The 25,138-nt window shown below is 67.2% G+C and carries 18 protein-coding genes; 6 read left to right on the forward strand and 12 right to left on the reverse strand.

From position 1 onward, the window contains the following. Positions 1–26 precede the first annotated feature (26 nt). From GGR36_RS20400 to GGR36_RS20410, 3 genes are all read right to left on the reverse strand, one after another. Entirely contained in the window at positions 27–464 is a 438-nt protein-coding gene (locus GGR36_RS20400) for a hypothetical protein (RefSeq protein WP_183637934.1), read from the reverse strand. Further along, complete coding sequence (locus GGR36_RS20405) at positions 464–1,672, reverse strand: hypothetical protein (RefSeq protein WP_183637936.1); 1,209 nt, start codon at positions 1,670–1,672, stop codon at positions 464–466. Before GGR36_RS20405 ends, GGR36_RS20400 begins: the two co-directional genes overlap by 1 nt. 90 nt (positions 1,673–1,762) lie before the next feature. Then, complete coding sequence (locus tag GGR36_RS20410) at positions 1,763–3,427, reverse strand: alpha-glucosidase (protein ID WP_183637940.1); 1,665 nt, start codon at positions 3,425–3,427, stop codon at positions 1,763–1,765. A gap of 152 nt (positions 3,428–3,579) precedes the next feature. Here GGR36_RS20410 and GGR36_RS20415 point away from each other — a divergent pair, with 152 nt between their 5' ends. Beyond that, a complete protein-coding gene (locus GGR36_RS20415) occupies positions 3,580–4,398 on the forward strand; it encodes a transporter substrate-binding domain-containing protein (protein ID WP_183637943.1) in 819 nt (272 codons plus the stop codon). Between the two features lie 75 nt (positions 4,399–4,473). Here the strand turns inward: GGR36_RS20415 and GGR36_RS20420 are convergent, their stop codons facing one another. From GGR36_RS20420 to GGR36_RS22020, 6 genes are all read right to left on the reverse strand, one after another. Continuing rightward, positions 4,474–5,877, reverse strand: coding sequence for an efflux transporter outer membrane subunit (locus GGR36_RS20420; RefSeq protein WP_183637946.1), 1,404 nt, complete (start codon positions 5,875–5,877; stop codon positions 4,474–4,476). Then, on the reverse strand, positions 5,870–9,001 hold the full coding sequence (locus GGR36_RS20425; protein WP_183637949.1) for an efflux RND transporter permease subunit: 3,132 nt from the start codon (positions 8,999–9,001) through the stop codon (positions 5,870–5,872). The genes GGR36_RS20420 and GGR36_RS20425 overlap by 8 nt, the downstream gene beginning before the upstream one ends. Before the next feature lie 9 nt (positions 9,002–9,010). Further along, complete coding sequence (locus tag GGR36_RS20430; protein WP_183637952.1) at positions 9,011–10,168, reverse strand: efflux RND transporter periplasmic adaptor subunit; 1,158 nt, start codon at positions 10,166–10,168, stop codon at positions 9,011–9,013. A 59-nt stretch (positions 10,169–10,227) separates the two neighbouring features. Further along, positions 10,228–10,893, reverse strand: a complete 666-nt coding sequence (locus tag GGR36_RS20435; RefSeq protein WP_183637955.1) for a DUF3313 family protein — start codon at positions 10,891–10,893, stop codon at positions 10,228–10,230. Between the two features lie 129 nt (positions 10,894–11,022). Next, positions 11,023–11,598, reverse strand: coding sequence for a glycine zipper 2TM domain-containing protein (locus GGR36_RS20440; protein ID WP_183637958.1), 576 nt, complete (start codon positions 11,596–11,598; stop codon positions 11,023–11,025). A gap of 44 nt (positions 11,599–11,642) precedes the next feature. Then, positions 11,643–12,500: a hypothetical protein gene (locus tag GGR36_RS22020; protein WP_183637961.1), complete on the reverse strand. Its 858-nt coding sequence runs from the start codon at positions 12,498–12,500 to the stop codon at positions 11,643–11,645. 143 nt (positions 12,501–12,643) lie between these two features. Between GGR36_RS22020 and GGR36_RS20450 the strand changes: the two genes are divergently transcribed. After that, on the forward strand, positions 12,644–14,185 hold the full coding sequence (locus tag GGR36_RS20450) for a hypothetical protein (RefSeq protein WP_183637964.1): 1,542 nt from the start codon (positions 12,644–12,646) through the stop codon (positions 14,183–14,185). A 758-nt stretch (positions 14,186–14,943) separates the two neighbouring features. Continuing rightward, positions 14,944–15,828, forward strand: a complete 885-nt coding sequence (locus GGR36_RS20455; protein WP_183638310.1) for a hypothetical protein — start codon at positions 14,944–14,946, stop codon at positions 15,826–15,828. Positions 15,829–16,084: 256 nt separating this feature from the next. Here the strand turns inward: GGR36_RS20455 and GGR36_RS20460 are convergent, their stop codons facing one another. Both GGR36_RS20460 and GGR36_RS20465 read right to left on the reverse strand, forming a co-directional pair. Continuing rightward, positions 16,085–16,909, reverse strand: a complete 825-nt coding sequence (locus GGR36_RS20460) for a GNAT family N-acetyltransferase (protein ID WP_183637967.1) — start codon at positions 16,907–16,909, stop codon at positions 16,085–16,087. 105 nt (positions 16,910–17,014) lie between these two features. After that, on the reverse strand, positions 17,015–17,905 hold the full coding sequence (locus tag GGR36_RS20465; RefSeq protein WP_183637970.1) for a LysR family transcriptional regulator: 891 nt from the start codon (positions 17,903–17,905) through the stop codon (positions 17,015–17,017). Between the two features lie 96 nt (positions 17,906–18,001). On the opposite strand from GGR36_RS20465, the gene GGR36_RS20470 reads away from it, so the two are divergent. From GGR36_RS20470 to GGR36_RS20480, 3 genes are all read left to right on the forward strand, one after another. After that, positions 18,002–19,564 carry an NADH-quinone oxidoreductase subunit L gene (locus GGR36_RS20470; RefSeq protein WP_183637972.1) on the forward strand — a complete coding sequence of 521 codons (1,563 nt, stop codon included), beginning with the start codon at positions 18,002–18,004 and terminating at the stop codon, positions 19,562–19,564. A gap of 25 nt (positions 19,565–19,589) precedes the next feature. Beyond that, positions 19,590–22,148 (forward strand): YbcC family protein, encoded by a 2,559-nt coding sequence (locus GGR36_RS20475; protein ID WP_183637975.1) that lies wholly within the window; start codon positions 19,590–19,592, stop codon positions 22,146–22,148. A gap of 136 nt (positions 22,149–22,284) precedes the next feature. After that, positions 22,285–24,447 carry a UvrD-helicase domain-containing protein gene (locus tag GGR36_RS20480; RefSeq protein WP_183637978.1) on the forward strand — a complete coding sequence of 721 codons (2,163 nt, stop codon included), beginning with the start codon at positions 22,285–22,287 and terminating at the stop codon, positions 24,445–24,447. 66 nt (positions 24,448–24,513) lie between these two features. Here the strand turns inward: GGR36_RS20480 and GGR36_RS20485 are convergent, their stop codons facing one another. Then, positions 24,514–24,831, reverse strand: coding sequence for a hypothetical protein (locus GGR36_RS20485; RefSeq protein ID WP_183637981.1), 318 nt, complete (start codon positions 24,829–24,831; stop codon positions 24,514–24,516). Positions 24,832–25,138: the final 307 nt, after the last annotated feature.

The raw sequence follows: 25,138 nt of genomic DNA on the forward strand, positions 1-25,138 counted from the left end.
CGGCGCGGAGCGAATTCCTCGGTGAATCAGGGCAGCGTGAACAGGACGCGCGCCCCGGCTGGCACGCGCGCTGCATCGACATATCCCAGCGTTCCCGGCGCTTCGACGACGCGCCGCCCGACCTCCTCGGCTGCGACTTCCGGCGGTGGTCGGCCCTGCGCCGAAAACACGATGCGTGCCCAGTAGGCGCGCACACGCGTCCCGCTCATGCCGGCGAGATTGACGTAGAACACTTCGCGCGCAGCCTTGTCCGCGTTGTCCACCGCCTGCAGCTGAAGGCTTCCAGCCTGCAGGCGCTTGCGGCCGAGGAAGAGTTCGCGGATGTCTTCCGCCGACAGTGAAGGCACGACGACCGAGGCGCTGACGATGACCGCGACGCGACTTTCTGCCGTGGTTTCGCCCTGTGCGGCGCCAGCCGCGAGCAAGGCGCCGGCGAAGCAGAGGTGGGCGAGCCGCGCGCGCATCAGAACACGAAGTCCAGGTTGAGGGTCAGCAGGCGTTCGCTGGCCGGGTCGCTGCGCGAATAGCCGCGCGCGATGTTGCCCTGGAGGCCCGTGCCGCCCGGCGTGGGCTGCACCCACTCGAACGCGCCCTTGAGCAGGACGCGTTCGCGCAATTCGACGTTGAGCCCGAGCGTCAGCGAGCGGGTGTCGCTGTGCTGGTTGGCGTAGAGCTGGCGCAGCAGCGCCTCGGCGGCGGGGCGGTCCGAATGGATCTTTTGCCCGTGCGTCCATCGTTGGGCAAACATCAGGTAGGGCAGCGTGGGGCCGAAGCGATGCCCGGCCAGCAGGTAGGCGCCGCTGCGATCAATCAGGATGCTGTCGTTCCATGCTCGAGCCCACTCCGCTTGGGCGACCCAGGCATCGCTGTCATAGGCGAAGCCGAGCGCGAGCGCGGTGTTCGGCTTGTCGTCGACGATCGCCGCATTGCCGGCGACCGGGTCGAGCCGCGCCAGCAGTTGCAAGGCCTGGCCGACCACGCCACTCGGCGCGAAGCTCACGCGATTTCGGGTGAGCGAACCGGAAAGCAGCCAGGGGCCGGTTTCCCATTGGCCGCGCACGAACCCGCCGCGGTAGATGATCTCGTCCGCCGCACCCGCGGTCGTCGCCACCGCACCGCTTGAAACCTCGCCACCGCCCGCCCGCAACAACAGTCGGCCGCCGCCCAGGCTGGTTTGCCAACTGGCGTCGGCCCCGTCAAGCCGGGTGGTCGGTTGCACGCCATACACTTCGCGCGGCGGGCGTACCCACAGGTTGGCAAAGCGCACATAACGATAGTCGGTGGCGAGAAAGGTCGAGGACTGGAATCGCCCCGCACGCAGCGCGATCTGGCTGCTTGCCTCCCAGCGCAGGCTGCCGACGCTGATGGCCGGGTCCCAGCTGCCGTCCGGCAAGTATTCGGTGACCACCTGCAGCGTGGCGCTGATCGTCGGGGCGAGTTGCGCGTCGAGTTGCAGGCCGAGATTCGAATCGAGGCTGGCGCTCGACGCGCCGGTCCGGCCCGGGCCGTCCGGCTGTTGGGTGCCAACGTAGTCGGCGACTTCAGAGCTGTAGTGCGAAAAGCCGGCAGTTCCAAAGCCCGACAGGCGAAAGCGTTCGGCCCAGCCGGTGCTCTGGCTTGCGTCGGGCGCCGCGGCCAGTGCGCAGCCCCAGCCCAGCAGGGCAGACAACATGGCTGCACAAAGCCGGGTATGACGACGCGGCAGCATGAACAGGGCGAATCGACAGCGCATGCTTGGGTTAACGGCGCCGCGTCCGCACGGTTAAGGGGCTGAACGGTGTGATGGCGCGGCGAGGATGCGCGCCTCCCAGGGGCGCAGCGTCGCCGGATCGCCCGGCGGGTAGTTGCCGAGTCGCAGCGGCAGCGACGCAACCGCGCTTGGCACGGGCAGGCGCCCGTCGGAGAAGTTCAGTGCGATCAGGCATCGCTGCGTGGCGTCGGCGCGTTCGAAGAGCCACAGGGTCGGGTGCTCCGCATCGAGCAGTCCGTATTGCCCGCCGTGCAGCGCCGGGGTGCGTTGGCGCAGCGCGATCAGGCGGCGGGTGTAGTGCAGCACCGAATCGGGGGCTGCCTCGGCCGCCGCGACGTTGTGGGCGGTGTAGTCCGGGTTGGGTGCGATCCACGGCTTGGCGCTGCTGAAGCCGGCGTTCGGCGCGGCCGACCACTGCATCGGCGTGCGCGCGTTGTCGCGACTCTTCGTGCGGATCATCGTCAGTGCGGTGGCCGCATCCAGACCCCGTTCCCCGGTCAGCCAGCGCCAGGCGTTGAGCGTTTCGATGTCGCGGTAGTCGGTGATCGCATCGAAGGCGACGTTGGCCATGCCGATCTCATCACCCTGGTAGATGAAGGGCGTGCCTTTCAGCGTCAGCAACAGGGTCATCAGCAGCGTGGCGGATTCGCGCCGGTAGCGGCCGTCGTCGCCGTAGCGCGATACCGCGCGCGGCTGGTCGTGGTTGCCCAGGTACAGGCTGTTCCAGCCGTGTGGTTCCATGCCTTCCTGCCAGCGCGAAAGTGTGGCGCGCAGTGCGGGCATCGTCATCGGCGTGCTGTCCCACTTGCTGGCGCCGGGGGCGTGGTCGAGATCGACATGCTCGAAGTGGAACTGCATGTCGAGCATCGGGGCGCGTTCGTCGGTGATCTCGCGCGCGAGTTCGAGTCGCATGCCGGGTGTCTCGCCAATCGTCACCAGATCCGTGCCGGCAAATACCTCACGGCGCATTTCGGCAAGGTAATCGCGCATCCGTGGGCCGTTGAGGGCGCGATCCATGCCGCCCTCGTTACCGCCCGCCCCAAGGCCATCGGGCTTTGAGATCAGGTTGATCACGTCCATGCGGAAGCCGTCGATGCCCAGCGCGACCCAGCGCCGCATCATCGCGAACAGTTCGGTGCGGAAGGCGGTGCTCTCCCAGTTGAGATCCGGCTGCTTCTTCGAGAACAGGTGCAGGTAGTACTCGCCGGTGGCTCCGTCGAATTCCCAGGCCGGGCCGCCGAAGACCGATTGCCAGTCGTTGGGCGGGCCGCCGTCCGCCGCCGGCGGACGCCAGATGTACCAGTCGCGCTTGCCCGAATCCTTGGCCGTGCGAGATTCGACGAACCATGCGTGTTCGTCCGAACTGTGGTTGGCGACCAGATCCATCACCAGCCGGATGCCCCGCGCGTGCAGCCCGTCGCGCAGCGCGATCCAGTCCTCCAGCGTGCCGAACTCGGGCTGGATCGCCTCGTAGTCCGAGATGTCGTAGCCGTTGTCGTCGTTCGGCGAGGCATACACCGGGCACAGCCACACCATGCCGATGCCGAGGCGCTCGAGGTAGTCGAGTTTTGAAATGATGCCGCGCAGGTCGCCGACGCCGTCGCCATTGCTGTCGCAGAAGCTGCGCGGGTAGATCTGGTAGGCGACGCAGGTTTTCCACCAGGGGGCAGGGGACATTGCGGTTCTCCGTATGCGCCGGTGAACGCACTCTCGGTGGGGTGGTGCGTGCCGTCAAGTGCCGCTTTCACGTCAGATCCTGCGCCGCAATTGGCGAAGCCGGCAGGCTTGTCCATACTGAAGAACGATCGATGTCGATGAAGGGGGGGCGCGTGCGTCGTCGAGCCTGGATGCTGAACCTCGCGTGGCTGGTGGCCAGCACGCTGGCGAACCCGAGCGTAGCGGGCGTCGAAGGGCTCTGCGGTCGCCCGCTTCAACTCGCCTACTCGATGCTGCCGCCGCTTTACTACCTCGAAGACAGCAGCAAACAGGGGCAGGGCATCGAAGTCGATATCGCCGCTGAACTCGCACGCCGCACCGGTTGCCGGCTCGATCCGTCGTACGAATCGCGCATCCGCGTTTGGGCCGCCTTCGAAGCAGAGCAGATCGACCTGTCGCTGTCCGGCGTGGCGACCCCTGAACGCGAGCGCTTCGGTGTCTTCCTGCCCTACCTGAAGTTCCGCAACGTCCTGCTCGTGAGGGATGACACCGCGCCGAGAGACGCCACCGCGGCCGCGAACCCGATGACCGACCCTGCGACCACGGTCGTCGTTACCCGTGGCTTTCGCTATGGCCCCAAGTGGGACGCGTGGATCCGCCAGCAGGAGGAGCGCGGCTTGGTCAGCTACGTCGCGGAAGAGGGCGATGCGGTGCGCCTCGTCGCGATCGGGCGGGCTACGGCCACCATCGTGCGCGACATCGCATGGTCCTACTACGACAAGCGGCATACCGGCGCGCAGCGCCTGCGGCGCATCGACGTCGGGGCTGCCGAGAATGCCCTCTCGGTGGTGCTGTCGCGCAAGACGCTCAGCGCCGAACAGCAGAAGGCGCTTGCACGCACGCTCGCCGACATGAAGGCTGACGGCACCCTGCGTCGCATCCTCGGTCGGCATGTGGGGGCAGAGCAGGCCGAGCGATTGATGATCGACTAGCGCTGGCTCGTCGTCGCCGGTCCTGCCTGACTCGGTTCTGCGCCTTCTGCCCGGGGCGTGTGTTGATGTTGCAACTCAGCGCGGCTGTTCCCATCCCCCTCCGAGCGCCGCGAACAGGCTCACCGTGTAGGCGAGCTGCTGGTTCTGCAGCGTGACGACGTCGAGCTCTGCCTGCAGCTGGTTGCGTTCGGCGTCGAGCACATCCATGAAGCTGGTGAGGCCTTCCTGGTAGCGCAGGAAGGAGATGTGCTGCGCTTCGCCGAGGGCGGTGGCGCGCTGGCGTTTGCTGTCGGCCTGCTCGCGGGTCTTGCGCAGGTTGACGAGGCCGTCTTCGGTTTCGCGGAAGGCGGTCTGCACGGTCTTCTGGTAGGTGGCGACCATCTCGCGCTCGCTGGCTTCGGCTTGCCGCAGCTGGTTCTTCAGCTGGCCGCCCATGAAGATCGGTTGCGCGAGGCCGGCGGCGAGGCTCCATAGCGCGCTGCCGGGGTCGCCGAGCGTGTGCAGGTCGCTGCTCTCGTAGCCGGTGGCGCCGGTGAGCGAGATCTTCGGGAAGAAGGCGGCGCGGGCGGCGCCGATATTCGCGTTGGCGGCGCGCAGTTGCGCTTCGGCGGCGAGGATGTCGGGCCGGCGTTCGAGCAGTTGCGAGGGCAGGCCCGGCGGGATGTCGAGATCGGCGGTCAGCGTGTCGATGCTGCGGCCGCGCGGCACCGGGCCCGGGTTGCGGCCGAGCAGGATGCTCAGTGCGTTTTCCTGCAGCGTGATCTGGCGCTCCAGGTCGGGGATGCTGCTGCGGGTCTGCTGGGTTTGCGCGCGCGCCTGGGCGTAGTCGTAGCCCGAGGCCACGCCGCCTTCGAAGCGCCGCTGCGTCATGTGCAGCGTTTCTTCCTGCGTGGCGAGGTTGCGGCGCGCGATCTCAAGCTGGCGATCGAGCGCAAGCAGCTTGAAGTAGGCGGTGGCGACCTGCGATTCGAGCGAGATGCGCAGCGCCTGCTGGTTGTACTCGCTGGACAGCAGCTTCTCGCGTGCGGCGTCGCTGGCGTTGCGCAGACGGCCCCACAGGTCCAGCTCGTAGGACACACCGATGGTCGCCTTGATGTCTTCGCCGTGCCGGTCGCCCGGCAGCCGTGGCGCGGCTTCGGCGCTGCGCATCGTGTGCTGGTCGCTGAGGCCGCCGGTGACCTGCGGGTAGCGCTGCGCATCGGTGATGCCCAGTTGCGCGCGGGCCTGCTCGATGCGGGCGTAGGCGACCTTCATGTCCTTGTTCTCGGCGAGCGCGGTGTCGATCAGCTGGTTCAGCGCGTCGTCGCCGAAGAGCTTCCACCATTCGCTGGGCACAGCGGCCTCGCTGCGGGCGCCGGTGTGCTCGGCCTGGCCCCATTGCGGGGGCGCTTCCACATCAGGGCGCAGATACACCGGGGCCATGTTGCAGGCGGTGAGGCTCAGCAGCAGCGGCAGGATCGCAAAGCTTGTCTTACGCATGGTCATGCTCCTTCGTCGCAGCGGCGGGCTGCTTGGCCGCGCCCTTGCCGGACACCAGGGAAAAGAACATCGGAACGAACAACACGGCGAGGAAGGTGGCGGCGAGCATGCCGCCGATGACGCCGGTGCCGATCGAGTGCTGGCTGTTGGCGCCCGCGCCGAAGCTGATCGCCAGCGGCACCACGCCGAGGATGAAGGCCATCGAGGTCATCACGATCGGGCGGAAGCGCAGGCGTGCGGCCTGCAGCGCGGCCTCGCGGGCGCTGTGGCCTTGCTGGTGGAGCTGGTGCGCGAACTCGACGATCAGGATCGCGTTCTTCGCGGCCAGCCCGATCAGCGTGATCAGGCCGATCTGGAAGTAGATGTCGCAGTTGAGCCCGCGCAGCCAAACCGCGGCGAAGGCGCCGAAGATCGCGAAGGGCACGGCGGTCACCACCACCAGCGGCAGCTTCCAGCTTTCGTACTGCGCGGCGAGGATCAGGAACACCACCACCAGGCCGAACGCGAAGGCGAGCGTGGCGGCGCTGCCAGCGCGTTTTTCCTGGAAGGCGGTGCCGGTCCAGGCCAGCGCGTAGCCTTCGGGCAGCACTTCCTTGGCGACGCGCTCGATGGCGGCAATCGCTTCGCCAGAGCTGTGCCCCGTCGCCGGGTTGGCCATGAGCTTGGCGCCCATGAAGCCGTTGAAGCGGTTGATGATCTCCGGCCCGCTGATCTGCCGCACGTCGGCGACCGCACCGAGCGGAATCATCTGGCCGCCGCTCGAACGCACATACACCTTGCCCACGTCTTCCGGCCGCATGCGGGCATCCGCTTCGGACTGCAGCAGCACCCGGTAGGTCTGGCCGAACTTGTTGAAGTCGTTCACATAGAGGCTGCCGAAGGTGGCCTGCAGCGCATCGAAGATGCTGTTGATCGGCACGCCCAGCGCCTTGGCGCGGTCGCGATTCACATCCACATAAACCTGCGGCACGTTGGCGCGCATCAGCGTGGTGACGCCGGTGAGTTCCGGCTGCTGGCCGGCCTTGGAGATGAAGTCCTGCGTGACCTTGGCGAGCTGCTGGATGTCGCCCTCGCCGCGGTTCTGGATGTAGAACTCGGCGCCGCCGGTGGTGCCCAGGCCCGGAATCGGCGGTGGGTTGAAGCCGAGGATCATGGCTTCGCGGTTGCCTTGCGTGCCGTGCATGAAGTCGTAGATCGCGTTGCGGATGTTGAGCGCGACGCCGCGTTCCTCCCACGGCTTCATCACCGAGAACACCGTCGCGGCGGAAGTCTTCAGGTTGCCGGTGAGGATGTCGTAGCCGGAGAGCACCACCACATCCGCATTGCCTTCGAAGCCCTTGGCGGCATCACCCGCCTGTGCGGCGACCTGCTTCGTGCGCGCGAGCGAGGCGGCGTCCGGCAGCTGCACGGTGGCGAGGTAGTAGCCCTGGTCTTCCGGCGGAATCAGCGCGGTCGGCACCGTCTTCACCAGGCCGCCCAGCATCAGCAGCACACCACCGGCACAGAGCAGTGCCAGCACCCAGCGGCGGATGATCGCAGCGACCGCGGCGCCGAAGCGCTCGGTGGCCTTGTCGAACAGGCGGTTGAACCAGCGGAAGAACGCCGCCGGCTCGGTGTGGCCGGGCTTGAGCAGCAGCGCGCACAGCGCCGGGGTGAGCGTCAGCGCGACGAAGCCGGAGATGGTGACCGACACCGCGATGGTGATCGCGAACTGCTTGTAGAGCTGACCGGTGAGGCCGCCGAGGAAGCCGACCGGCACGAACACCGCGCACAGCACCAGCACGATCGCGACGACCGGGCCGGTGACTTCCTGCATCGCGCGCAGCGTGGCTTCGCGCGGCGGCAGATGCTCGTCGCGCATGATGCGCTCGACGTTTTCCAGCACCACGATCGCGTCGTCGACCACGATGCCGATCGCCAGCACGAGGCCGAACAGCGTCAGCGTGTTGATCGAGAAGCCGAGCAGGTACATGCCGGCGAAGGTGCCGACCAGCGACACCGGCACCGCGATGCAGGGGATCAGCGTGGCGCGGAAGTTCTGCAGGAACAGGAACACCACGAGGAAGACCAGCACGATTGCTTCGAGCAGGGTCTTCACCACTTCGTGGATCGAGGCCTTCACGAAGGGCGTGGTGTCGTAGGGCACGCTGTAGCTCACGCCTTCGGGGAAGCTGGTCGCCAGCTGCGCCATTGTGGCCTTGACCGAGTTGGCCACGTCCAGCGCATTGGCGCCGGGCTGCAGGTAGGTTGCGACCATCACACCCGGCTTGCCGTTGAGCGTGCCGGACATCGAGTAGTCGCGCGCGCCGAGTTCGACGCGGGCGACGTCGCGGATGCGCACGTTCGAGCCGTCCGGATTGGCGCGCAGGATGATGTTCTCGAAGGCCTCCGGGTCGGTCATGCGGCCCTGGGCGCTCATCGTGTAGGTGAACTGCGGGCTGCCGTCGTTGGGCGTGTCGCCGATCTTGCCGACCGCGAACTGCGCGTTCTGCTCCTTGATCGCCTGCACCACATCGGCGGTGGTCATCTTCAGTTCGGCGAGGCGGTCGGGTCTGAGCCACACGCGCATCGCGTAGTCCTGCGCGCCGAGAATGGTGGCGTCACCCACGCCGGGCAGGCGCTTGAGCGCGTTGACCACGTTCAGGTAGGCGTAGTTGGAGAGGAACACCGTGTCGTACTTCCCCTCGGGCGACGACAGGGTGACGATCTGCAGCATGTTCGTGGACTTCTTCTGCACGATCACGCCGTTCTGCTTCACGCTGTCCGGCAGCACCGGCAGGGCGGTCTGCACCCGGTTGTTGACGTTGGTCGCGGCCTGGTCCGGGTCGGTGCCGATGTCGAAGTAGACGTTCAGCGTCATCGTGCCGTTGGCGGCACTGGTGGATTCCATGTAGATCATGTTCTCCACGCCGTTGACCTTGTCCTCGATCGGCCCGGCGACGGTCTTCTGCAAGGTGTCGGCATTGGCGCCGCTGTATTGCGCGGTGACCGACACGACCGGCGGCGTGATGTCGGGGAACTGCGCGACCGGCAGCTTGAAGATCGCGGCTGCGCCGGCCAGCATGATCAGGATGGACAGCACCGATGCGAGGATCGGGCGGTCGATGAAGGTTCTGGAAATCATCGTCGTTCCTCAGCGTGCAGCGGTGGCGGGTTTGGCGGGCTGGTCGGCCGCGACGAGCTTCACCGGCTTGTCTGCACGCACCTTGGCGAGCCCTTCGACGACGACCTGGTCGCCGGCCTCCAGGCCCTTGCTGATGAAGAAGCGATCGCCCTGCGTGCCGGCGGTTTCGACCGGGCGGCTGCGCGCCACACCGTCCTTGCCGACGACGTAGACGAACTGCCCTTGCGACGAGGTGCCGACAGCCTTCTGAGGGATCACGATCGCGTCTTTCGCCTCGATGCCCTTGACCGTGACCTTCACGAACTGCCCCGGCATCAGCTGCGCCTTCGCGTTGGGCAGTTCGGCGCGCAGCTGCAGCGTGCCGGTGGAGGTGGAGATCAGCGTGTCGGAGAAATTCAGGCGCCCGCTCACCGGGTACACCGTGCCGTCGGCCAGCGTCAGCTGCACCTCGAGCGGTGCCTTGTGCGGCAGGTCGAGCATGCCGGCGGCGCGCTTGCGTTCGAAGTACAGCTTCTCGCGCTCGGGCAGGCTGAACATCACGTACATCGGGTCGATCTGCACGACTTTTGTGAGCAGCGAGCTGGGGCCGTTCACCAGCGAGCCTTCGGACATCAGCGACAGGCTCGCGATGCCGGACACCGGCGAGGCGACGCGGGTGTAATCCAGGTTGAGACGTGCCTTCGTGACGTTGGCCTGCGCGGTGAGCAGCGCGGCTTGCGCCTGCTCCATCGCCGAGCGGGCGTCATCGACATCCTTCTGCGCGACGGCCTTTTCCTTCAGCAGCGGTTCGACGCGGGCCAGATCGCGGCGGGCCTTGTCGAGCACCGCCTTCTGCTGCGCGTACTGCGATTCCGCCTGGTCCAGCGCGGTCCTGAACTCGGCCGGGTCGATCTGGTAGAGCGGCTGGCCTTCGTTGACCGGGTGGCCTTCCTGGTAGCTGCGCTTGAGCAGGATGCCGGTCAGGCGCGGGCGGACTTCGACTTCGCGCGAGCCCATGGTCTGGGCCGGGTAAGTGGCTTCGATGGCGATGTTGCGCCGGACGACCGTCTCGACGATGACTTCGGGTGTGCCGGCTTTGGGTGCTTCCGCCGACTTGCAGCCACCGAGACTGGCGGCGATGAGCGGGCCGGCAAGCAATGCCGACAGTAATGCAGATGGCGTTTTCATGGAGGCCTTGATGGTTCCGGGTGGGGCAGTGTTCGCGGCTTCGGACAGGGGCGGGCGTATCAGCCGCCTGCGACCGGCTGCAGCGTGAGTCGGCAGGTGCCTGAACCGGCGCAGGGGTCTTCACCCTTGCGCGCTTTGCTGAGCGCCGAGGCGAAGGCCTCGGCGCTGCGTTCGATGGCCGCCTTCATCGCGGCGTCCTGACTGATCACCGCATTGAGGTTCATCGGGTCGGGGCTGGTTTCCGCGCGGAAGGAAGCGACGAGGGTGCCGCTGCGGGCGTCGCGCAGTTCGCCGGCGATGGTGACCGAGCCCATCGTTCGCGAGGTACCGGCACCCGACACGCTCTTGCCGACGTTAGCGACCAGGCCGATCGGCAACACATGGTTGATCACCGATCGAGTGGTGTTGGCGGGCGTCATGTCTTCCACCGTCAGGCTCAGGCGCAGCGTTTCGCCTTCGGGCGAGGCGGCCTGGGCGCCGGTGTCCGCGGTGGCGCGGGCGAAACTCTCGCGTGCCAACGCACGCGCTTGTTGCCGTTGCGTGTCAGTGAAACCGTCCCACCGGCCATTTCCGGCCACGGTGATGTCGACGCTGGCAAGCTGCACCTGGCTGTAGCGGCTGAGGCTTTGCGCCAGCGCCGCGGTGGAAGCCGTCGCCATGCATTCATGGGCCATGACGGCCATGCAGATCACCGAGAGCATTGCGTTGAGGGTTTGCCGTTTCATGATGATTTCCTTTCTGGAATTCAGGGGCCTTGTGGGTCTGCCGCGACGCCTGTCGTGGCGGACTTGATGGACTGCATTCTGCGAAGGCCCTTGACGTCGCGGCAGTGATTTACGGTAAGTGCGGCCGCGTTACGCGTGGCCGGCGAGCGAGGTCGTGACGTTCAACTGCACGTCATCACCGGCATGGAAGGTCGGCACGTAGGGCAGGGTTTCGGTGATCGTCCGGCCGTGCCAGGTGTAGGTGACGATCGCGCCGCTCTGACGCTCGACCCAGTTATCGACGAAGTAGCACTGCGTAACGGTCGTGGGCGGTTTGGCCTGTGCCGACGCGGCGGCGGCCTGGCTCTGCATGTGTTCGCCGACCAGCGCGCCGATCACTGCGCCGCCCGCGGTGGCCGCGTCCTTGCCTGAGCCCTCGCCGACGGTGTGGCCGAGCAGGCCGCCCGCGACGCCGCCGATCACTGCGCCACCGTACGGATGCTTGGGCGTTGCCTTGCTCTGCGTCGGTGCGCCAGGAACCTGGTTGCACACCTGCTGCGGTTGATTGAAGTGTTGCGTCAGGATGCGGATCTCGGTCACATGGGCGGTGTCGCGGTAGCTCGTTCCCTTGTTCGTGGGCGGCGCTTGTGTGGTGGCCGCTTGCGCGTTCGCGGCGGTCGACGACAGCAGCAGGGCGATGAGTACGAGCTTGGTTTGGGTATGCATGACAGCTTCTTTCTTGATTGAGGGCGGGTGAGTGACGGCTTCGTTCATCCATTCACGCTGGCGTGTTCGAGATCGGCCAGCAGTGTGGGGAGCGGGGTGCGCGCGAGGACTTCGGAATCGCGCCAGTTGGTATGCGGGGGGAGCAGATCGAGCAATCGATACCATTGCGCCCAGTTCGGTCGGCCGTCGGCATTGCTGTGCGCCACCTGGTAGGCGCAGCGCCACAACAGCCGTTCGCGTTCCTGTACCAGCTGCGGGTCGCTGTGGCCGGCCAGGTAGGCACACCCGAGGCTGGCCAGGGTTTGCAGTTCGGGGGGGCGCCGTTCGGTATGCAGGAAGCGCTCGGCGAAGGCGAGCAGGTAACGCCGCGGAATCACCTCGACCCCGCCCGCGAGGCTTCGCAGGCGCCTGCTGAGGAATTCGCCGCAGGTCTCCAGGAAGGTGATGGTGCTGGCGCTCGGGTTGCGTTCGAGCCACGCGATCTCGATCAGCGGCAGCAGCGGCGCCAGATACACGGTCGGCCCCGGAAGCCCATGTTCCCTGCGAAGCAGGCCGAGGACCTCGGAGGGTGTGCCGGGCGTGGGCGGCGGCGACGCTTCGCGGGTCACGTCCCAGGCGTGCTTGAGGTGCGAGCGGATCTCCATTTCCAGCTCGCTCATCGTCTGGATGTATTCGACACGGCGCGCTTCCGCGTCCGGGTCGTCGCTTGCGATCCAGTACTTGAGTCCGAGCTGGCCCAGTACGTAGTCGTCCCACAGCGGGCGAAACGCCGGTCTTGCGCGGTACAGGCGAGAGAGCTGATCGGCACTGACGCCGAGGCGTCGGGGGGTGTCCGCGAAAACTGGCAGCTGGGCGAGGCGTGGCGTGGCGGTATTCATCGCATGTCTTTCGGTCGGTGACATGCGGCGCATTCTGGTCAGCGCGCGGAGCCCGCCAGAGTGATTTACGGTAAATGGCTCGCGGCTTCTTGATGCAGGTGCCAGCCCCGGGCGCCTTGCTCAGGCATCATCGGGCACCGATTTGCCCGATCCACTTTGGGGGCTGCATGGATTTCACGCCTGAGCAGATTCGCCAGCAGGTTGCCGCCATGGTCGCCAGCGAGGGTTTCGTTGCGTCACAGCGCAGCCGTCGGCTGCTTGAGTTCCTCACCGAAGAAACCCTCGCGGGGCGCGGTGAGCGGCTCAAGGGCTTCTACATCGCGTGCGAATTCCTCGGGCGAGGTGCCGACTTCGATCCGCTGGTCGATCCGATCGTGCGGATCGAAATGGGCAAGTTGCGGCGCGCGCTGGAGCTTTACTACCTCACCGCTGGGCGCGGCGATGCAATCCGTGTGGCGCTTGCGAAAGGCAACTACCAGCCGCAGTTCCTCAGCGCGCAGGAAGAACCGGCTCACGACGAAGTGGCGCCGGTGCAGGACGGGCAACCGCTGCTCGGCCGTGCATCGGTGGTGCTTCGATGCGCTGCCGTGCAAGCCGGTGGTGTTGCCAGCGACTTTGCGGGTGGGCTCGCGCACCAGCTGGCGGCCTTGCTGAATCGCCTCGACGATGTCTATGTGCTCGCGGCAGAGCTTGAAGACGCCGCGAGCGCCCGCTTTTTGCTCACCGCCAATGTGCGCGGCGACACGCAGCGCTTGCGCGTCGCCGTGCAATTGGAGGATCGCCTGCAAGGCCTGCAGGTCTGGGCGGACACCTACACCGAGGCGGCCGACGACCTCTTCGCGCTGGAAGACGAACTCGCGCGACGCATCGTCAACCGCATCGCCGATCCGAATGCCGGCGAGATGTTCCGGGCGCTTGGCGCAGCGGCAGGGGGCCCCGGCGCTGCGTCGCCGGAGGTTGTCGTCGCCCGCTTCAATACCGAACACATGCGGCGTTTGAATGACTCGGCGTGGCAGCGTGAAGCACGTCGTTCGCTTGAGGCGCTGGTCGCCGAGCAGCCCGGATTCGCGGCCGCACGGGCTGCGCTCTCCAAGGCCCTGCACGATGCCTTCCTGCTCGGAGAAGCCGATCGCGACGCGATGCAGCAGGCGCTGGAACATGCCGCCGAGGCGGTGCGGCTCGAACCGGAAAGCCAGCATGCGCTGGCCGCATTGACGAATGCCTGCATCGCGCTCGGGCAGCACGACCACGCGCTGCAGGCCATCGAGCGCAGCGTGCGCCTGAACCGCACCGGGCACTCCGCACGGGCCATTGCGGCCGTCAAGCTGATCATGCTGGGCGACGCCGAACGTGCCGAGGCCTTGCTGGCCGAATGCGCGCAAGCGCCGGGCGATGCCTCGCCGATCGTCGGCGTCGGCCTCGCCCTGCTGGCATGGTTTCGCGGCGACTACGCCGCCGCACTGGCGGCCGTCTCGCGCGATCTGCTCGCCAGCAATTTCTGGGGCGGGCTTGTCTTGACCGTCAGCCTGGCCGAGACCGGTGACCTCGCCGCAGCGCGGCGCAGCTTGAGCAGCGTGCTGGCCGCCAACCCCGCCTTTGCGCGCGCGCCGGGCCGTTACCTGGCGGTGAGCCTGTATCGACGTGACTGGCAAGAACGCCTGCTGACTGCGTTGGAAAAAGCGGGTTTGTCACGCGAGGCGGAAGGCTAGGAAGCGCTTGCGAATCGCGCTGCCGATTTGGGGCAAGCCATCCGCTCCAGCCGGGTCCCGCCCCGGCAGGCGGGGTACTTTCTTTGTGCGAACAAAGAAAGTACCCAAAGAAAGTCGCCCCGCTTCAACGCCCCGCCTGCTGCGGGGTGCCCTGCGCTGCTCGAAGCATCGGGTGGCTGCGGAACTCGGCCCTGTGGGCCTCAAACAGTCCTCGCCACCGCCGCTGCGCGTCGGACCCCGATGTTTCTGCGCTGCTCGGCGTTTCAGAGGGGGAAGGAAAAGCGTCGACGCTCAACCGTTGCGGCTCTCCCGAAGGACGGATGCAGGGCAGATGCCGGAATCCGGAAACGGCGGTTGAACCTTTTCCGAAGACGGCCCCGGATTCCGCACTGCTCCACCCAGGCGGCAGACACGCGGTGCGCGGCGAAGGCTCGACGGTTTTGGCTTCGGTTCCCGTCGAGAGCGCCGAGCGGCGGAGTCAGGTCGGGGGATCGGCGCTTAGCCTGGTAGTGCGGGTACGCCGACGGCGAACCCGCGCAGAATTGGCGGCTGAGCGGGCTTGATTTCATGGATGGCGAGTTACCCTTGTCGCCAACCCGCCCTGCGCATTTGCAATTGCCGCTCGGGGGGCCGCCTTTCAAACGCTGCGCCGGCGCCGAGCCTGCCGGCGATGCGGGGCGATCCGTGGCAAGATGCCGGCCCTTCACTAGACTGTAAGCATGCCTATGTCTTTGGGATGCCGGCTGACGCCGCACGCGATGGCTCTCGATGTCACGCGCGGTTTCGTCGCGCTATTGCTCGCTGCTTTGCTGCCACTGCGCGTTGCCGCGGTGGATGTGGTCACGCTGACTGCGCCCGAGAGCGCGAATGACCCGCGGACCGCCTACAACATGCAGTTGATCCGCCTCGCACTCGAAAAGACGCGCGCCAGCGCGGGGGATTTCGAGATCCGCTTGAGCCCGCCGATGAACACGGCCCGCGCGATGGAAGACGCGCGCGTGAATGCGTTGCCGAATCTGTTGGTGATGACGACCTTCGAGAACCGTTTGCTCGACGAGGGCTTCGATTACGCGCGCTTTCCGGTTGATTTTGGTGTCACCGGCTACCGGATATGCTTCGTTTCTCCCGCGTCGCGCGACGCCGTGAGTCAGGCGAAGACGCTTGATGCGCTGCGCAACTTCACCATCGGACAGGGGCGTGGCTGGGCGGATGTGGCGATCCTGCGCCACAACGCCTTCAAGGTCGAAGAGGTTGGAGCCTACGAATCGCTTTTCAGCATGGTTGCGTCGAATCGCTTCGACCTGTTCTGCCGGGGGATCAACGAGCTTGAACCGGAACTCAAGGTCCACGCGCATGTTCGCGATCTCGACTACGACCGCAGTTTCGCGCTGAGCTACCCGCTGCCCCGCTTCTTCTTTTCCAGCAAGAAGAACGCCGCCATCCTGCGGCGCATCACCGAGGGCTTGCAGATTGCCTGGGCCGATGGGTCGATGCGCAAGCTATGGCTGGCGCAATACAAGGACGCGTTGCTGTTTGCGCAGTTGGGTTCGCGCAGGGTGTTCCACCTGCAGACACCTGATATCGACCGCATCGACTTCGATTACCAACGCTACTACTTCAACCCCAGCCGCGCACTGCAGTGAGCACGCGGCCAGCAGCGTGGATCTGCAACGGCGGGGGAACTGACCAAGCCGTTGTTCATGACTGCGGTGTCGCAGCGGCCGTGGGCCCGCCGCGGCGGCAAGGTTGCCCCGACTTGCTTGTCCGATAGACGGGTGCCCGGCCTCACCTGGACCGTGCGGCGGGTTGCGCCGGCGCCAGATGCACCGCGCGACATGCGCGTGATGCGATCGCAGCCATTACGCGCGGCGCTTGTCCGACTGCGACCGCGCAATGCGATTACGGCAGGCGCCAGCGCATTTCCCGCTGCGCATTGGCGACGGCAAGCCCCGCAGCGTAGAGCGCATCGGCCAGCGGCCCTTCGGGCTCGTTGACCACGCGCAGGCGGCGGCCGTCCGCCGTCGCCGCGAGGGCGGCAAGCAGATCACCTGTCGCATCAGGTGCGCAGGCAATGTCGACGATGCGCAGCCAATCGCCGTCAATGCGGGTGAGGGCGACGCCGGTAGGCGCTGTGCCCGGACCGACGCTCACCGGGATCAGGTCGGGTTGGGCGCGCAGCGCGGGGATGTCGCGCTGCCAGCAGGCGGGGGCGCGCGGCAGGGTTACGAGTGCCTGCAGGGCGGCGTCGAACGAGGGGGTGTGGCCGGCGAGCGGTGCGCAGGTCAGCGTGCCTTCGAGCACCAGCAGGCGCCGGGTATCGACAAAGCCGGCCTGGGCATAGGTGCGCAGCGCCCAGTTCTGCTCCAGCGCTTCGAGGTCGATTTCGCGTGCGCCGGCGTCCACCTGGACCTGCATGAAATCGCGCACCAGCGGCAGTGAATGTCGCTTGCCGCGCCAGTCCGGTGCGATGCCCCAGCCGCCGAGCCAGGCGCGTGTGCCGCGCACGCCCGAGAGCGCCACCGCCATCGGTGTGTCGCCATCGAACCAGACGCAGGATCGGTCGAGGTCGATACTGCCCAGCGCCATGTGTCGCTGCAGCATTGCCGCATCGAACTGGAAGGGGATGAAGTAGCCGCGGTAGGCCTCGTTCCAGATCGCGAGCAGGCCGGGGAAGTCGAGCGTGCTGGCGGCACGGCGGGTGAAGGGGTGAGCGAGTGCGTTCATCGCGGCAAGCTTAGCGCCGGGCGCACGCGCTGTCCCGGTACAAACCCGGCTGCGCGGCCGGTACAGGTGCGCTTGCATGACCGGCGTGTCGCGGCGCGTGGGGCGTCACGCTTGCGGGGCGTGGGTCATCAGCTTCTCGAGCACGTCGATGCGGTGCCGGTGCGGGGTGGTGATGGCGTAGAAGCGTTCCTGGAGGGCGGTCGAGCGGCCCACAGTGACCAGGACGCCGGCGCGCAGTTCGTCTTGCACCACGACTTCCGGTACCACCGCCAGCCAGCCGCTGTCGCGTGCGATCAGGCGCAGCATGGCCATGTCGTCCACCTCTGCTCTCAGCCGCGGGCTGACGCCAGCGGTGGCACAGAGCGCGTCGAACTGGGCGCGCAGCGCGTGCCTTGGGCCGGGCAGCGCGATCTCGATGCCATCGAGGTCTTCCGGGATGCGCAGGGTTTGCGATTGCCATCGGCGCGCCGGGCCGACCAGCGAGATCGATTGGCTGCCGAGAAAGCGGCAGTGCAGGGGCCGATCCGGGTCGGCCGGCACCGTCTCGTTGGCGAGCACCACATCGAGCTGGTGCTGCACCAGCCGGGCGATCAGGCCTTCGAGCAGGCCGGATTCAAGTGTCAGCACGATCGCGGGGTCGGCCAGCAGGGGCTGGATCCAGTTTTCCTGGTAGTTGCGCGACAGCGTGGCAACGCTGCCCACCCGCAGGCGGGTGATGCCCGCGCTGCGGCCTTGCAGCCGCCCGAGCATTTCCTGGCTCAGGCCGAAGATGTTCTCGGCGTAGGCAAAGACGAGTTGCCCGGTGTCGGTGAGTTGCAGCCGCCGGCCCTCGCGGGCGAACAGGGCGTCGCCGATCCGCGTTTCAAGTTGCCGGATCTGGGCCGACACGGCGGATTGGGAGGTATGCAACTCCTCGGCCGCGCGGGTCAGATGGCCCAGCTTGGCCACTCGCCAGAAGTAGAACAGGTGGTGGAAGTTGAGTTGGTCGAGGTTCATGTTCTGTTTTGAGGAACGAATTGTTCCAATCAATGTATTTTACAGAACAGAAGTCGCTGCGCATGATTCCCCCATCGATTTCTGGAGGATCGTGCGATGGAAATGCCTCAGGGTTTGCTTGCGGCCTGCGCGCTGGCGCCGGCTGTGCTGATGCTGGCGGCGGGCCTGCTGGCCCGTTTTGCCGCGGTCGCGACCGCACGGCTGTGGTCGCTGTTCCAGCTGTTTTCGCTCGGCGCACTGGCCTTCACCGGCGTGGCAGCCTGGATCGGCCCGCAGGGCCTGCATCTGCCCGCGGCGCTGCAGGCCACGTCGTTCGGCCTTGCCATGGCCATGCTGGTGCAACTGCTCGGCACCGTAATCGGCGGCTTCTCGTCCCGCTACCTGCAGGGCGAGCCCGGGCAGTCGCGCTATGTGGCCGCCTTGGCGGCGGTGCTGGCGGCGGTGCATCTGCTGCTGCTGGCAGATCACTGGGTGCTTCTGATTGCCGCCTGGGCCCTGGTTGGCATGGCCCTGCAGCATCTGCTCTGCTTCTACCCTGATCGCGCCTTCGCACGGCTGGCCGCCCACAAGAAGCGGATCGCCGATCGCGTTGCCGACGCCTTGCTCGTCGGCGCAGCGGCGCTGGCCTGGCTGCAGGTCGGTGAGGGCTCGCTGTCGGCCCTGTGGGCGCATGTTGAACGCGAAGGGATGTCCCCGTCGCTGCACCTTGCCGCCGTCGCGGTGGTGCTGGCGGTGATCCTGCGCACCGCGCTGCTGCCGGTGCATGGCTGGCTGATCCAGGTGATGGAGGCGCCGACGCCGGTCTCCGCCCTGCTGCACGCCGGGGTGGTCAACCTTGGCGGCTTCGTGCTGATCCGCTTTGCACCGCTGCTGGAACACGCCATGCCGGCGCGGGTCCTGCTGCTGGTGTTCGGCCTTGCGACCGCGGTACTGGCGGGCATGGTGATGCTCACCCGGATCAGCATCAAGGTTCGCCTCGCCTGGTCCACGGTGGCGCAGATGGGCTTCATGCTCCTCGAATGCGCAATGGGGCTCTACACCCTCGCGGCCCTGCACCTGATCGGTCATTCGCTGTACAAGGCGCACGCCTTCCTGTCGTCCTCGACGGTGGTACGCCAGACGCGCCTGCAAGCCCTGCACGAGGCCCGGCGGCCCAGCACGCTCAGCCTGGTCGCCGCACCGGTGCTGGCTGTCGCGGTCGTGCTTGCGCTGCAAGGGGCGATCGGCCAGGGCGCCTGGCCCGCATGGTGGAGTGCGCTGCTGGCACTGGCCTGGGCACCCCTGCTCTGGCTGCCTGCCGCGCAGGGCGAACTGGCGTCGCGCGCGGGGCAGGTGTTGGCCGGCGTGCTGATGATCGCGGGCCTCACCGTGGCCGCCCAACTCGCCCACGCGCTGCCGCTGGGCATCGTCGATACGCCGCACGATGTGCTCGGCCTGCTCGCCCTGTCCGGCATGGCCGCGCTCTACCTCGGGCTCGCGCTGCTGCAAATGCGGCCGCAGGCGCTCGCGGGCTGGCGCCGCTGGAGCTACGCCGGCTTCTATGTGGATGAGGCCTACACCCGCCTGGCGCTGCAACTCTGGCCTACCCGCTGGGTGCCGGAATCGCGCGCGCGTGACGGGGCCGAAGCCGCCCCGGCCCTGGCGGTCGAAGCACGCTGAAGAACCTGACTTCACGGAGAACCCCATGATGGATACCTTGATCGATCACGTCGCGCCCCCAGTGGCGGCCGGAGCGCCCGACAGCGCCGCATGCGCGGCGGAAGACGCATTCAACGCCCGCATCGAACAGGCTTGCGCCCAGGCCTGTCAGGCCATTGCCCCGGCCTGGCCCCTGGACCGTGCCATCGCGGTGAATCCGCACTGGTCGCGGATCGGCATGCCGGTCCGGCGGGTGGCCGCCCGCATGGCGGTGCTGGGCAGCATCCAGGTCTTTCCGCCGCGCGACCTGCAGCAACTCGCCTGGCGCGAGGGCCGGATCAGCCCGGCCGATCTTGCACAGGCGCTGCAGCAGGTGCCGCAGGCGCGCGACGCCGGCTTGAGCGCGAACCAGTGCATCGAGGCCTTGCAGGCGGGCGTGGCGGTGCAGCAACTGCCCCTGCTGATCGATGTGCTCGATAACGATCCGCAGCGCGACACCCGCCTGTCGTGGCGGCAGGCCATTACGCATCAGGTGAGCCAGACCTGCGCGGCCTACTTCGACGAGCACCAGGCGGATTGGCAGCCCGCGCGCGATCAAGGCTTGTATGCGTTCTGGCGCGACACGCTGCAGCACGACCACGGCATCGGCCTGCTGATGGGCCTGCCGCACCTTGGGCGCGCGATCGATGCGCTGCCGGCCACCGCGCGCGACGCCGAGCGCTGGGTGATGCACCGGCTGGGTCTGCCGCCCGCGGTGTGGGCGGACTATCTCGAAGCGGTGCTGCTCACGGTCAACGGTTGGGCCTCGTGGTGCGCCTATCTGGGCTGGCAGGCCGGGCTCGAAGGCCGCCAGGATCCGCATCTGCGCGACCTGCTTGCGATCCGTCTGGCGTGGGGGGCCTTGCTGCTCGAATGCAAGGACGACGTGGCCGCCCGGCAGGCCTTCAGCGCCCTGCAGCGGGCGTGGAACCGCGCGCCTGCCGTGCTGCAAGAAGCCGAAGACAGCCTCCTGGTCGACGAGGTCTGGCAAGTGGCGCTGGAGGTGGGGTATCAGCGCACGCTGGCAAAGCGCCTGTTGCACGCTACGGGGGCGAGCCCCGCACCGGGCGACATCGAAGTGCAGGTTGCCTTCTGCATCGATGTGCGCAGCGAACCGCTGCGGCGCGCGCTCGAAGCGGTGTGGCCGGCGGTGCAGACGCTGGGCTTTGCGGGTTTCTTCGGTCTGCCGGTCGCCTACACCCCGCTCGCGACGGCGGCGCGCCGGCCCCAGCTGCCGGGCCTGCTGGCGCCGGCGATCGAGGTGACCGACTGCGTCACCGGCCCGGATGCGGCCCAGCGCGAGGCCGACGCGGCGCTGCAGCGCGCCGCCGCCCGCGCGCGTCGCAATCGCCTCGCGCTCAAGGATCAGTGGCAGGAGGCCAGCCGCTGGCCGGGCGCGGCATTCTCGTTTGTCGAGGCCGCCGGGCTGGGCTACCTCGGCAAGCTCGGCAACTGGCTGGCGCCCAAGCAAGCTGCGCGTGCCCGCGACGATCTGGCAGGGCTGCCGGGCCGCTATCGCCCGATCTGTCGCCCGCAACTGGTCGGGCTGGATCGCGACGCCAAGGTCGATCTGGCAGCACGGGTCTTGCACGCAATGGGCCTTGAGCACGCGCTCGCGCCGCTGGTGCTGCTGGTGGGGCACGGCAGCCAATCGGCCAACAATGCCCACGCCGCCGCGCTCGACTGCGGCGCCTGCTGCGGACAGACCGGCGAAGTCAATGCCCGCAGCCTGGCGCAACTGCTCAACGAGCCGGCGGTGCGCCGGGGCCTGCTGGCGCGCGGCGTCGCGATCCCGGAGGCGACAGTGTTCGTCGCGGCCCTGCACAACACGACGACCGACGAAATCGAGGGATTCGATCTCGACCTCTTGCCGCCGGCAGCACGTACGCGCTGGGAGCGGCTGCAGCAGGTGTTCGATCAGGCGTGTGACCAGGTGCGCCGCGAGCGCGCCCCCAGCCTCGCAATCGACCCCCGCACGCCACACGATGCACTGCTCGGCCAGCTGCGCCGCCGCGCGAACGACGGCGCACAAACCCGGCCCGAATGGGGTCTCGCGGGCAACGCCGCGTTCCTGATCGCGCCGCGCGAGCGAAGCCGGGGGGCGGTGCTGGCCGGGCGCAGCTTCCTGCACGACTACAACGCCGCCCAGGATAGCGACGGCAGCGTGCTGGAACTGCTGATGACCGCACCGATGCTGGTCACCCACTGGATCAACTGGCAGTACCACGCGTCCACCTGCGACCCGCTGCGCTTGGGCAGCGGCAACAAGGTGCTGCACAACGTGGTGGGCGGCACGATCGGCGTGTTCGAGGGGAACGGCGGCGACCTGCGTATCGGGCTTTCACGCCAATCGCTGCACGACGGGGCGCGCTGGGTGCATGAGCCGCTGCGCCTGACGGTGGTGATCGATGCGCCCCAGGCGGCGATCGACGCGGTCATCGGCAAGCATGCGGTGGTGCGCCAATTGCTCGACAACGGATGGCTCCACCTGTGGCGCTTCGAGGGAAGCGGCTTCGTCCGCTACGACGGGGGCGACTGGCATCCGGTGGCGCTCGAAGGCGCTTGATCTGCCGCGACCTTGCTGCCCGACGGTGGCAAGGTCGCGAGCGCCGCGATCCAGGCGGGGGCGCCGTGCAGCGCCGGCGGGCGGTGGGGCCGGATCCCGCCGGTACAATGTCGGCTTTCCTGCCCGGCCGTGCCCCATGACTTCGCTTCTCGACAACCTCAACCCCGAACAGCTCGCCGCCGTGACGCTGCCGCCGCAGCCGGCGCTGATTCTTGCCGGGGCCGGCTCGGGCAAGACGCGGGTGCTGACCACACGCATCGCCTGGTTGATCTCGACCGGCCAGACCACGCCGCACGGCCTCCTGGCGGTGACCTTCACCAACAAGGCCGCGAAGGAGATGCTTGCGCGCCTCTCGGCAATGTTGCCGATCAATACCCGCGGCATGTGGATCGGCACCTTCCACGGCCTGTGCAACCGGCTGTTGCGCGCGCACTACCGCGACGCCGGCCTGCCGGAGACCTTCCAGATTCTCGATTCGGCGGACCAGCTCGCAGCGATCAAGCGGCTGTTGAAGGCGCTCAACGTGGATGACGAAAAGTATCCGCCGCGCGATCTGCAGCACTTCATCAACGGCAACAAGGAGGCCGGCGTGCGCGCAGACGCCGCCGATGCCTGGGACGACTGGACGCGCAAGAAGGTCGCGCTGTACGCCGAGTACGAACGGCAGTGCCAGAAAGAGGGCGTGGTCGACTTCGCCGAATTGCTGCTGCGCGCCTACGAGCTGTTGACCCGTAATGAACCGCTGCGTGCGCATTACCAGAGCCGCTTCCGCCACATCCTGGTCGACGAGTTCCAGGATACGAACCGCCTGCAGTACCTGTGGCTCAAATTGCTGGCCGGCCACGGTGGCCCGGCGCCGGCGGCGGTATTCGCGGTGGGCGACGATGACCAGTCGATCTACGCCTTCCGTGGTGCCGATGTCGGCAACATGCGCGACTTCGAGCGCGAGTTCGCGGTGAAGAGCGTGATCCGGCTAGAGCAGAACTACCGTTCGCACGGCAACATCCTCGACGCGGCCAACGCGATCATCGCGAACAACAGCCGCCGCCTGGGCAAGAACCTGTGGACCGAGGCTGGCGCGGGCGAGCCGATCCGGCTGTACGAGGCGCTGACCGACATGGACGAGGCGCGCTGGATCGTGGAAGAGATCCAGTCGCTGATCCGCGATGGCGCGGCGCGATCCGACATCGCGCTGCTCTACCGCAGCAACGCGCAGTCGCGGGTGCTGGAGCACCAGCTCTTCTCGACCGGGATCCCGTACCGGGTATACGGCGGCCTGCGCTTCTTCGAGCGCCAGGAGATCAAGCATGCGCTGGCCTACCTGCGGCTGATCGCGAATGCGGACGATGACACCGCGTTTGCACGCGTGGTGAACTTCCCCACGCGGGGGATTGGCGCCCGCTCGCTGGAATTGCTCGCCGACTCGGCGCGCACCTACAACACCAGCCTCTACGCGACGGTGCCGCATCTGGCCGGGCGGCCGGCGGCCTCGCTCGCGGTGTTCGTGCGCCTGATCGAAGACATGCGACAGGCCACGCGCGATCTGCCGCTGCCTGAAGTGATCGACCATGTGCTGGAACACTCCGGACTGCGCGCGCACTACCGCGCCGAGCGTGAAGGCGAAGAGCGCCTCGCCAACCTCGATGAACTGCTGAACGCCGGCGCGAACTTCATTTCGGAAGCCGAAGACCCGACGCTCACCGGCTTCCTCGCACATGCCTCGCTTGAGGCCGGCGAGCACCAGGCCGATGCCGGGCAGGAGGCAATCCAGCTGATGACGGTGCACGCGGCCAAGGGCCTGGAGTTCGACGCGGTCTTCCTCACCGGGGTTGAAGAAGGGCTGTTCCCGCACGAGAACAGCATCCAGGAAACCGATGGCCTCGAAGAAGAACGACGCCTGATGTACGTCGCGGTCACCCGCGCGAGAAAGCGGCTGTACCTCACGCTGGCGCAAAGCCGCATGCTGCACGGCCAGACCCGCTATTCGCTGAAGTCGCGCTTCATCGACGAGATCCCGCCGCAGCTGATCAAGTGGCTCACGCCACGGCAGGCGGCGCAGCGCTACTACGAGCCCTCGCTGGAGGCGGCCCACCGCACGCCGCCGCGGGCCAGTGCGTCGGTGGCGCGTGATACCGGTGGTTTTCGCATCGGGCAGCTGGTGCGCCATGCCAAGTTCGGCGAAGGCGTGATCGTCTCGGCCGAAGGCAGCGGCGGCGATGCGAAGCTGCAGATCAACTTCGGCGGCAGCCACGGCATGAAGTGGCTGATGCTGGGGATGGCGAAGCTCGAAGCGGTCTGAGCGCGGCACTCCAAAAACAAAGGCCACCTCAGGGTGGCCTTGTTCATTTCAGCGCACGAGGGGCGCTTACTTGTCCTGCGACGACTGGAATTCCTTGACGAAGGCGTTGAACTCTTCGGAGGCCGCATTGAACGCTTCCTGGTTCTCTTTCGCGGCCACTTCGATCGCCTTCAGCGCGGCCTTGCGGTCTTCCTGATAGGCCTTGATGCACTGCCGATAAGTTTCAAAGCCCTTCTTGAAGGCTCTGATCTTGGCGTCCGAGGGCTCCACGCCAGGAATGTCCGGCTTGACGCAAGTGTGTTTCGGAACCGAAGTGGTACCTTCGGCGAAGGCGCCGGTTGCGGCGAGGGCCAAGATCGCGGCTGCGAGGTGACGCATTTTCACGGGGTTCCCCTTGTGAGAGACATATCGAGGCGCAAATCTTACGCCCGGGCGTGACCGAAAAACTTGCGCCATGTCGGCAAAGCCTGTTGTTGGCGCGACCCGTCCTGCCCGCGCGCAGCACCTGCCCCAATGGATTGGTACATGACGAGAGAACCGTCGTTGGCGCAAGTCATTGTCGCTTGTGAATCGGTTGATCCAATCCGCTAGACTGGCTTCGGGAGTGGGCATTACGCTTCTAGGATGAGTCGGGTCCGCTTGGGCTGGACGTCAACGCGGTGGCGAAGGGACGGGGGAATGATGTTTCGGT

The sequence above is a fragment of the Niveibacterium umoris genome, assembly GCF_014197015.1.
GTDB lineage: Bacteria > Pseudomonadota > Gammaproteobacteria > Burkholderiales > Rhodocyclaceae > Niveibacterium > Niveibacterium umoris.

Coding starts and splice junctions, on each gene's coding strand:
- GGR36_RS20410 (WP_183637940.1), bottom strand. CDS start 3,427: ATGTCCCCTGCCCCCTGGTGGAAAACCTGCGTCGCCTACCAGATCTAC.
- GGR36_RS20420 (WP_183637946.1), bottom strand. CDS start 5,877: ATGCGTAAGACAAGCTTTGCGATCCTGCCGCTGCTGCTGAGCCTCACC.
- GGR36_RS20480 (WP_183637978.1), top strand. CDS start 22,285: ATGACTTCGCTTCTCGACAACCTCAACCCCGAACAGCTCGCCGCCGTG.
- GGR36_RS20475 (WP_183637975.1), top strand. CDS start 19,590: ATGATGGATACCTTGATCGATCACGTCGCGCCCCCAGTGGCGGCCGGA.
- GGR36_RS20405 (WP_183637936.1), bottom strand. CDS start 1,672: ATGTTGTCTGCCCTGCTGGGCTGGGGCTGCGCACTGGCCGCGGCGCCC.
- GGR36_RS20465 (WP_183637970.1), bottom strand. CDS start 17,905: ATGAACCTCGACCAACTCAACTTCCACCACCTGTTCTACTTCTGGCGA.
- GGR36_RS20440 (WP_183637958.1), bottom strand. CDS start 11,598: ATGCATACCCAAACCAAGCTCGTACTCATCGCCCTGCTGCTGTCGTCG.
- GGR36_RS20400 (WP_183637934.1), bottom strand. CDS start 464: ATGCGCGCGCGGCTCGCCCACCTCTGCTTCGCCGGCGCCTTGCTCGCG.
- GGR36_RS20430 (WP_183637952.1), bottom strand. CDS start 10,168: ATGAAAACGCCATCTGCATTACTGTCGGCATTGCTTGCCGGCCCGCTC.
- GGR36_RS20425 (WP_183637949.1), bottom strand. CDS start 9,001: ATGATTTCCAGAACCTTCATCGACCGCCCGATCCTCGCATCGGTGCTG.
- GGR36_RS20450 (WP_183637964.1), top strand. CDS start 12,644: ATGGATTTCACGCCTGAGCAGATTCGCCAGCAGGTTGCCGCCATGGTC.
- GGR36_RS20470 (WP_183637972.1), top strand. CDS start 18,002: ATGGAAATGCCTCAGGGTTTGCTTGCGGCCTGCGCGCTGGCGCCGGCT.
- GGR36_RS20455 (WP_183638310.1), top strand. CDS start 14,944: ATGGCTCTCGATGTCACGCGCGGTTTCGTCGCGCTATTGCTCGCTGCT.
- GGR36_RS20435 (WP_183637955.1), bottom strand. CDS start 10,893: ATGAAACGGCAAACCCTCAACGCAATGCTCTCGGTGATCTGCATGGCC.
- GGR36_RS20460 (WP_183637967.1), bottom strand. CDS start 16,909: ATGAACGCACTCGCTCACCCCTTCACCCGCCGTGCCGCCAGCACGCTC.
- GGR36_RS22020 (WP_183637961.1), bottom strand. CDS start 12,500: ATGTCACCGACCGAAAGACATGCGATGAATACCGCCACGCCACGCCTC.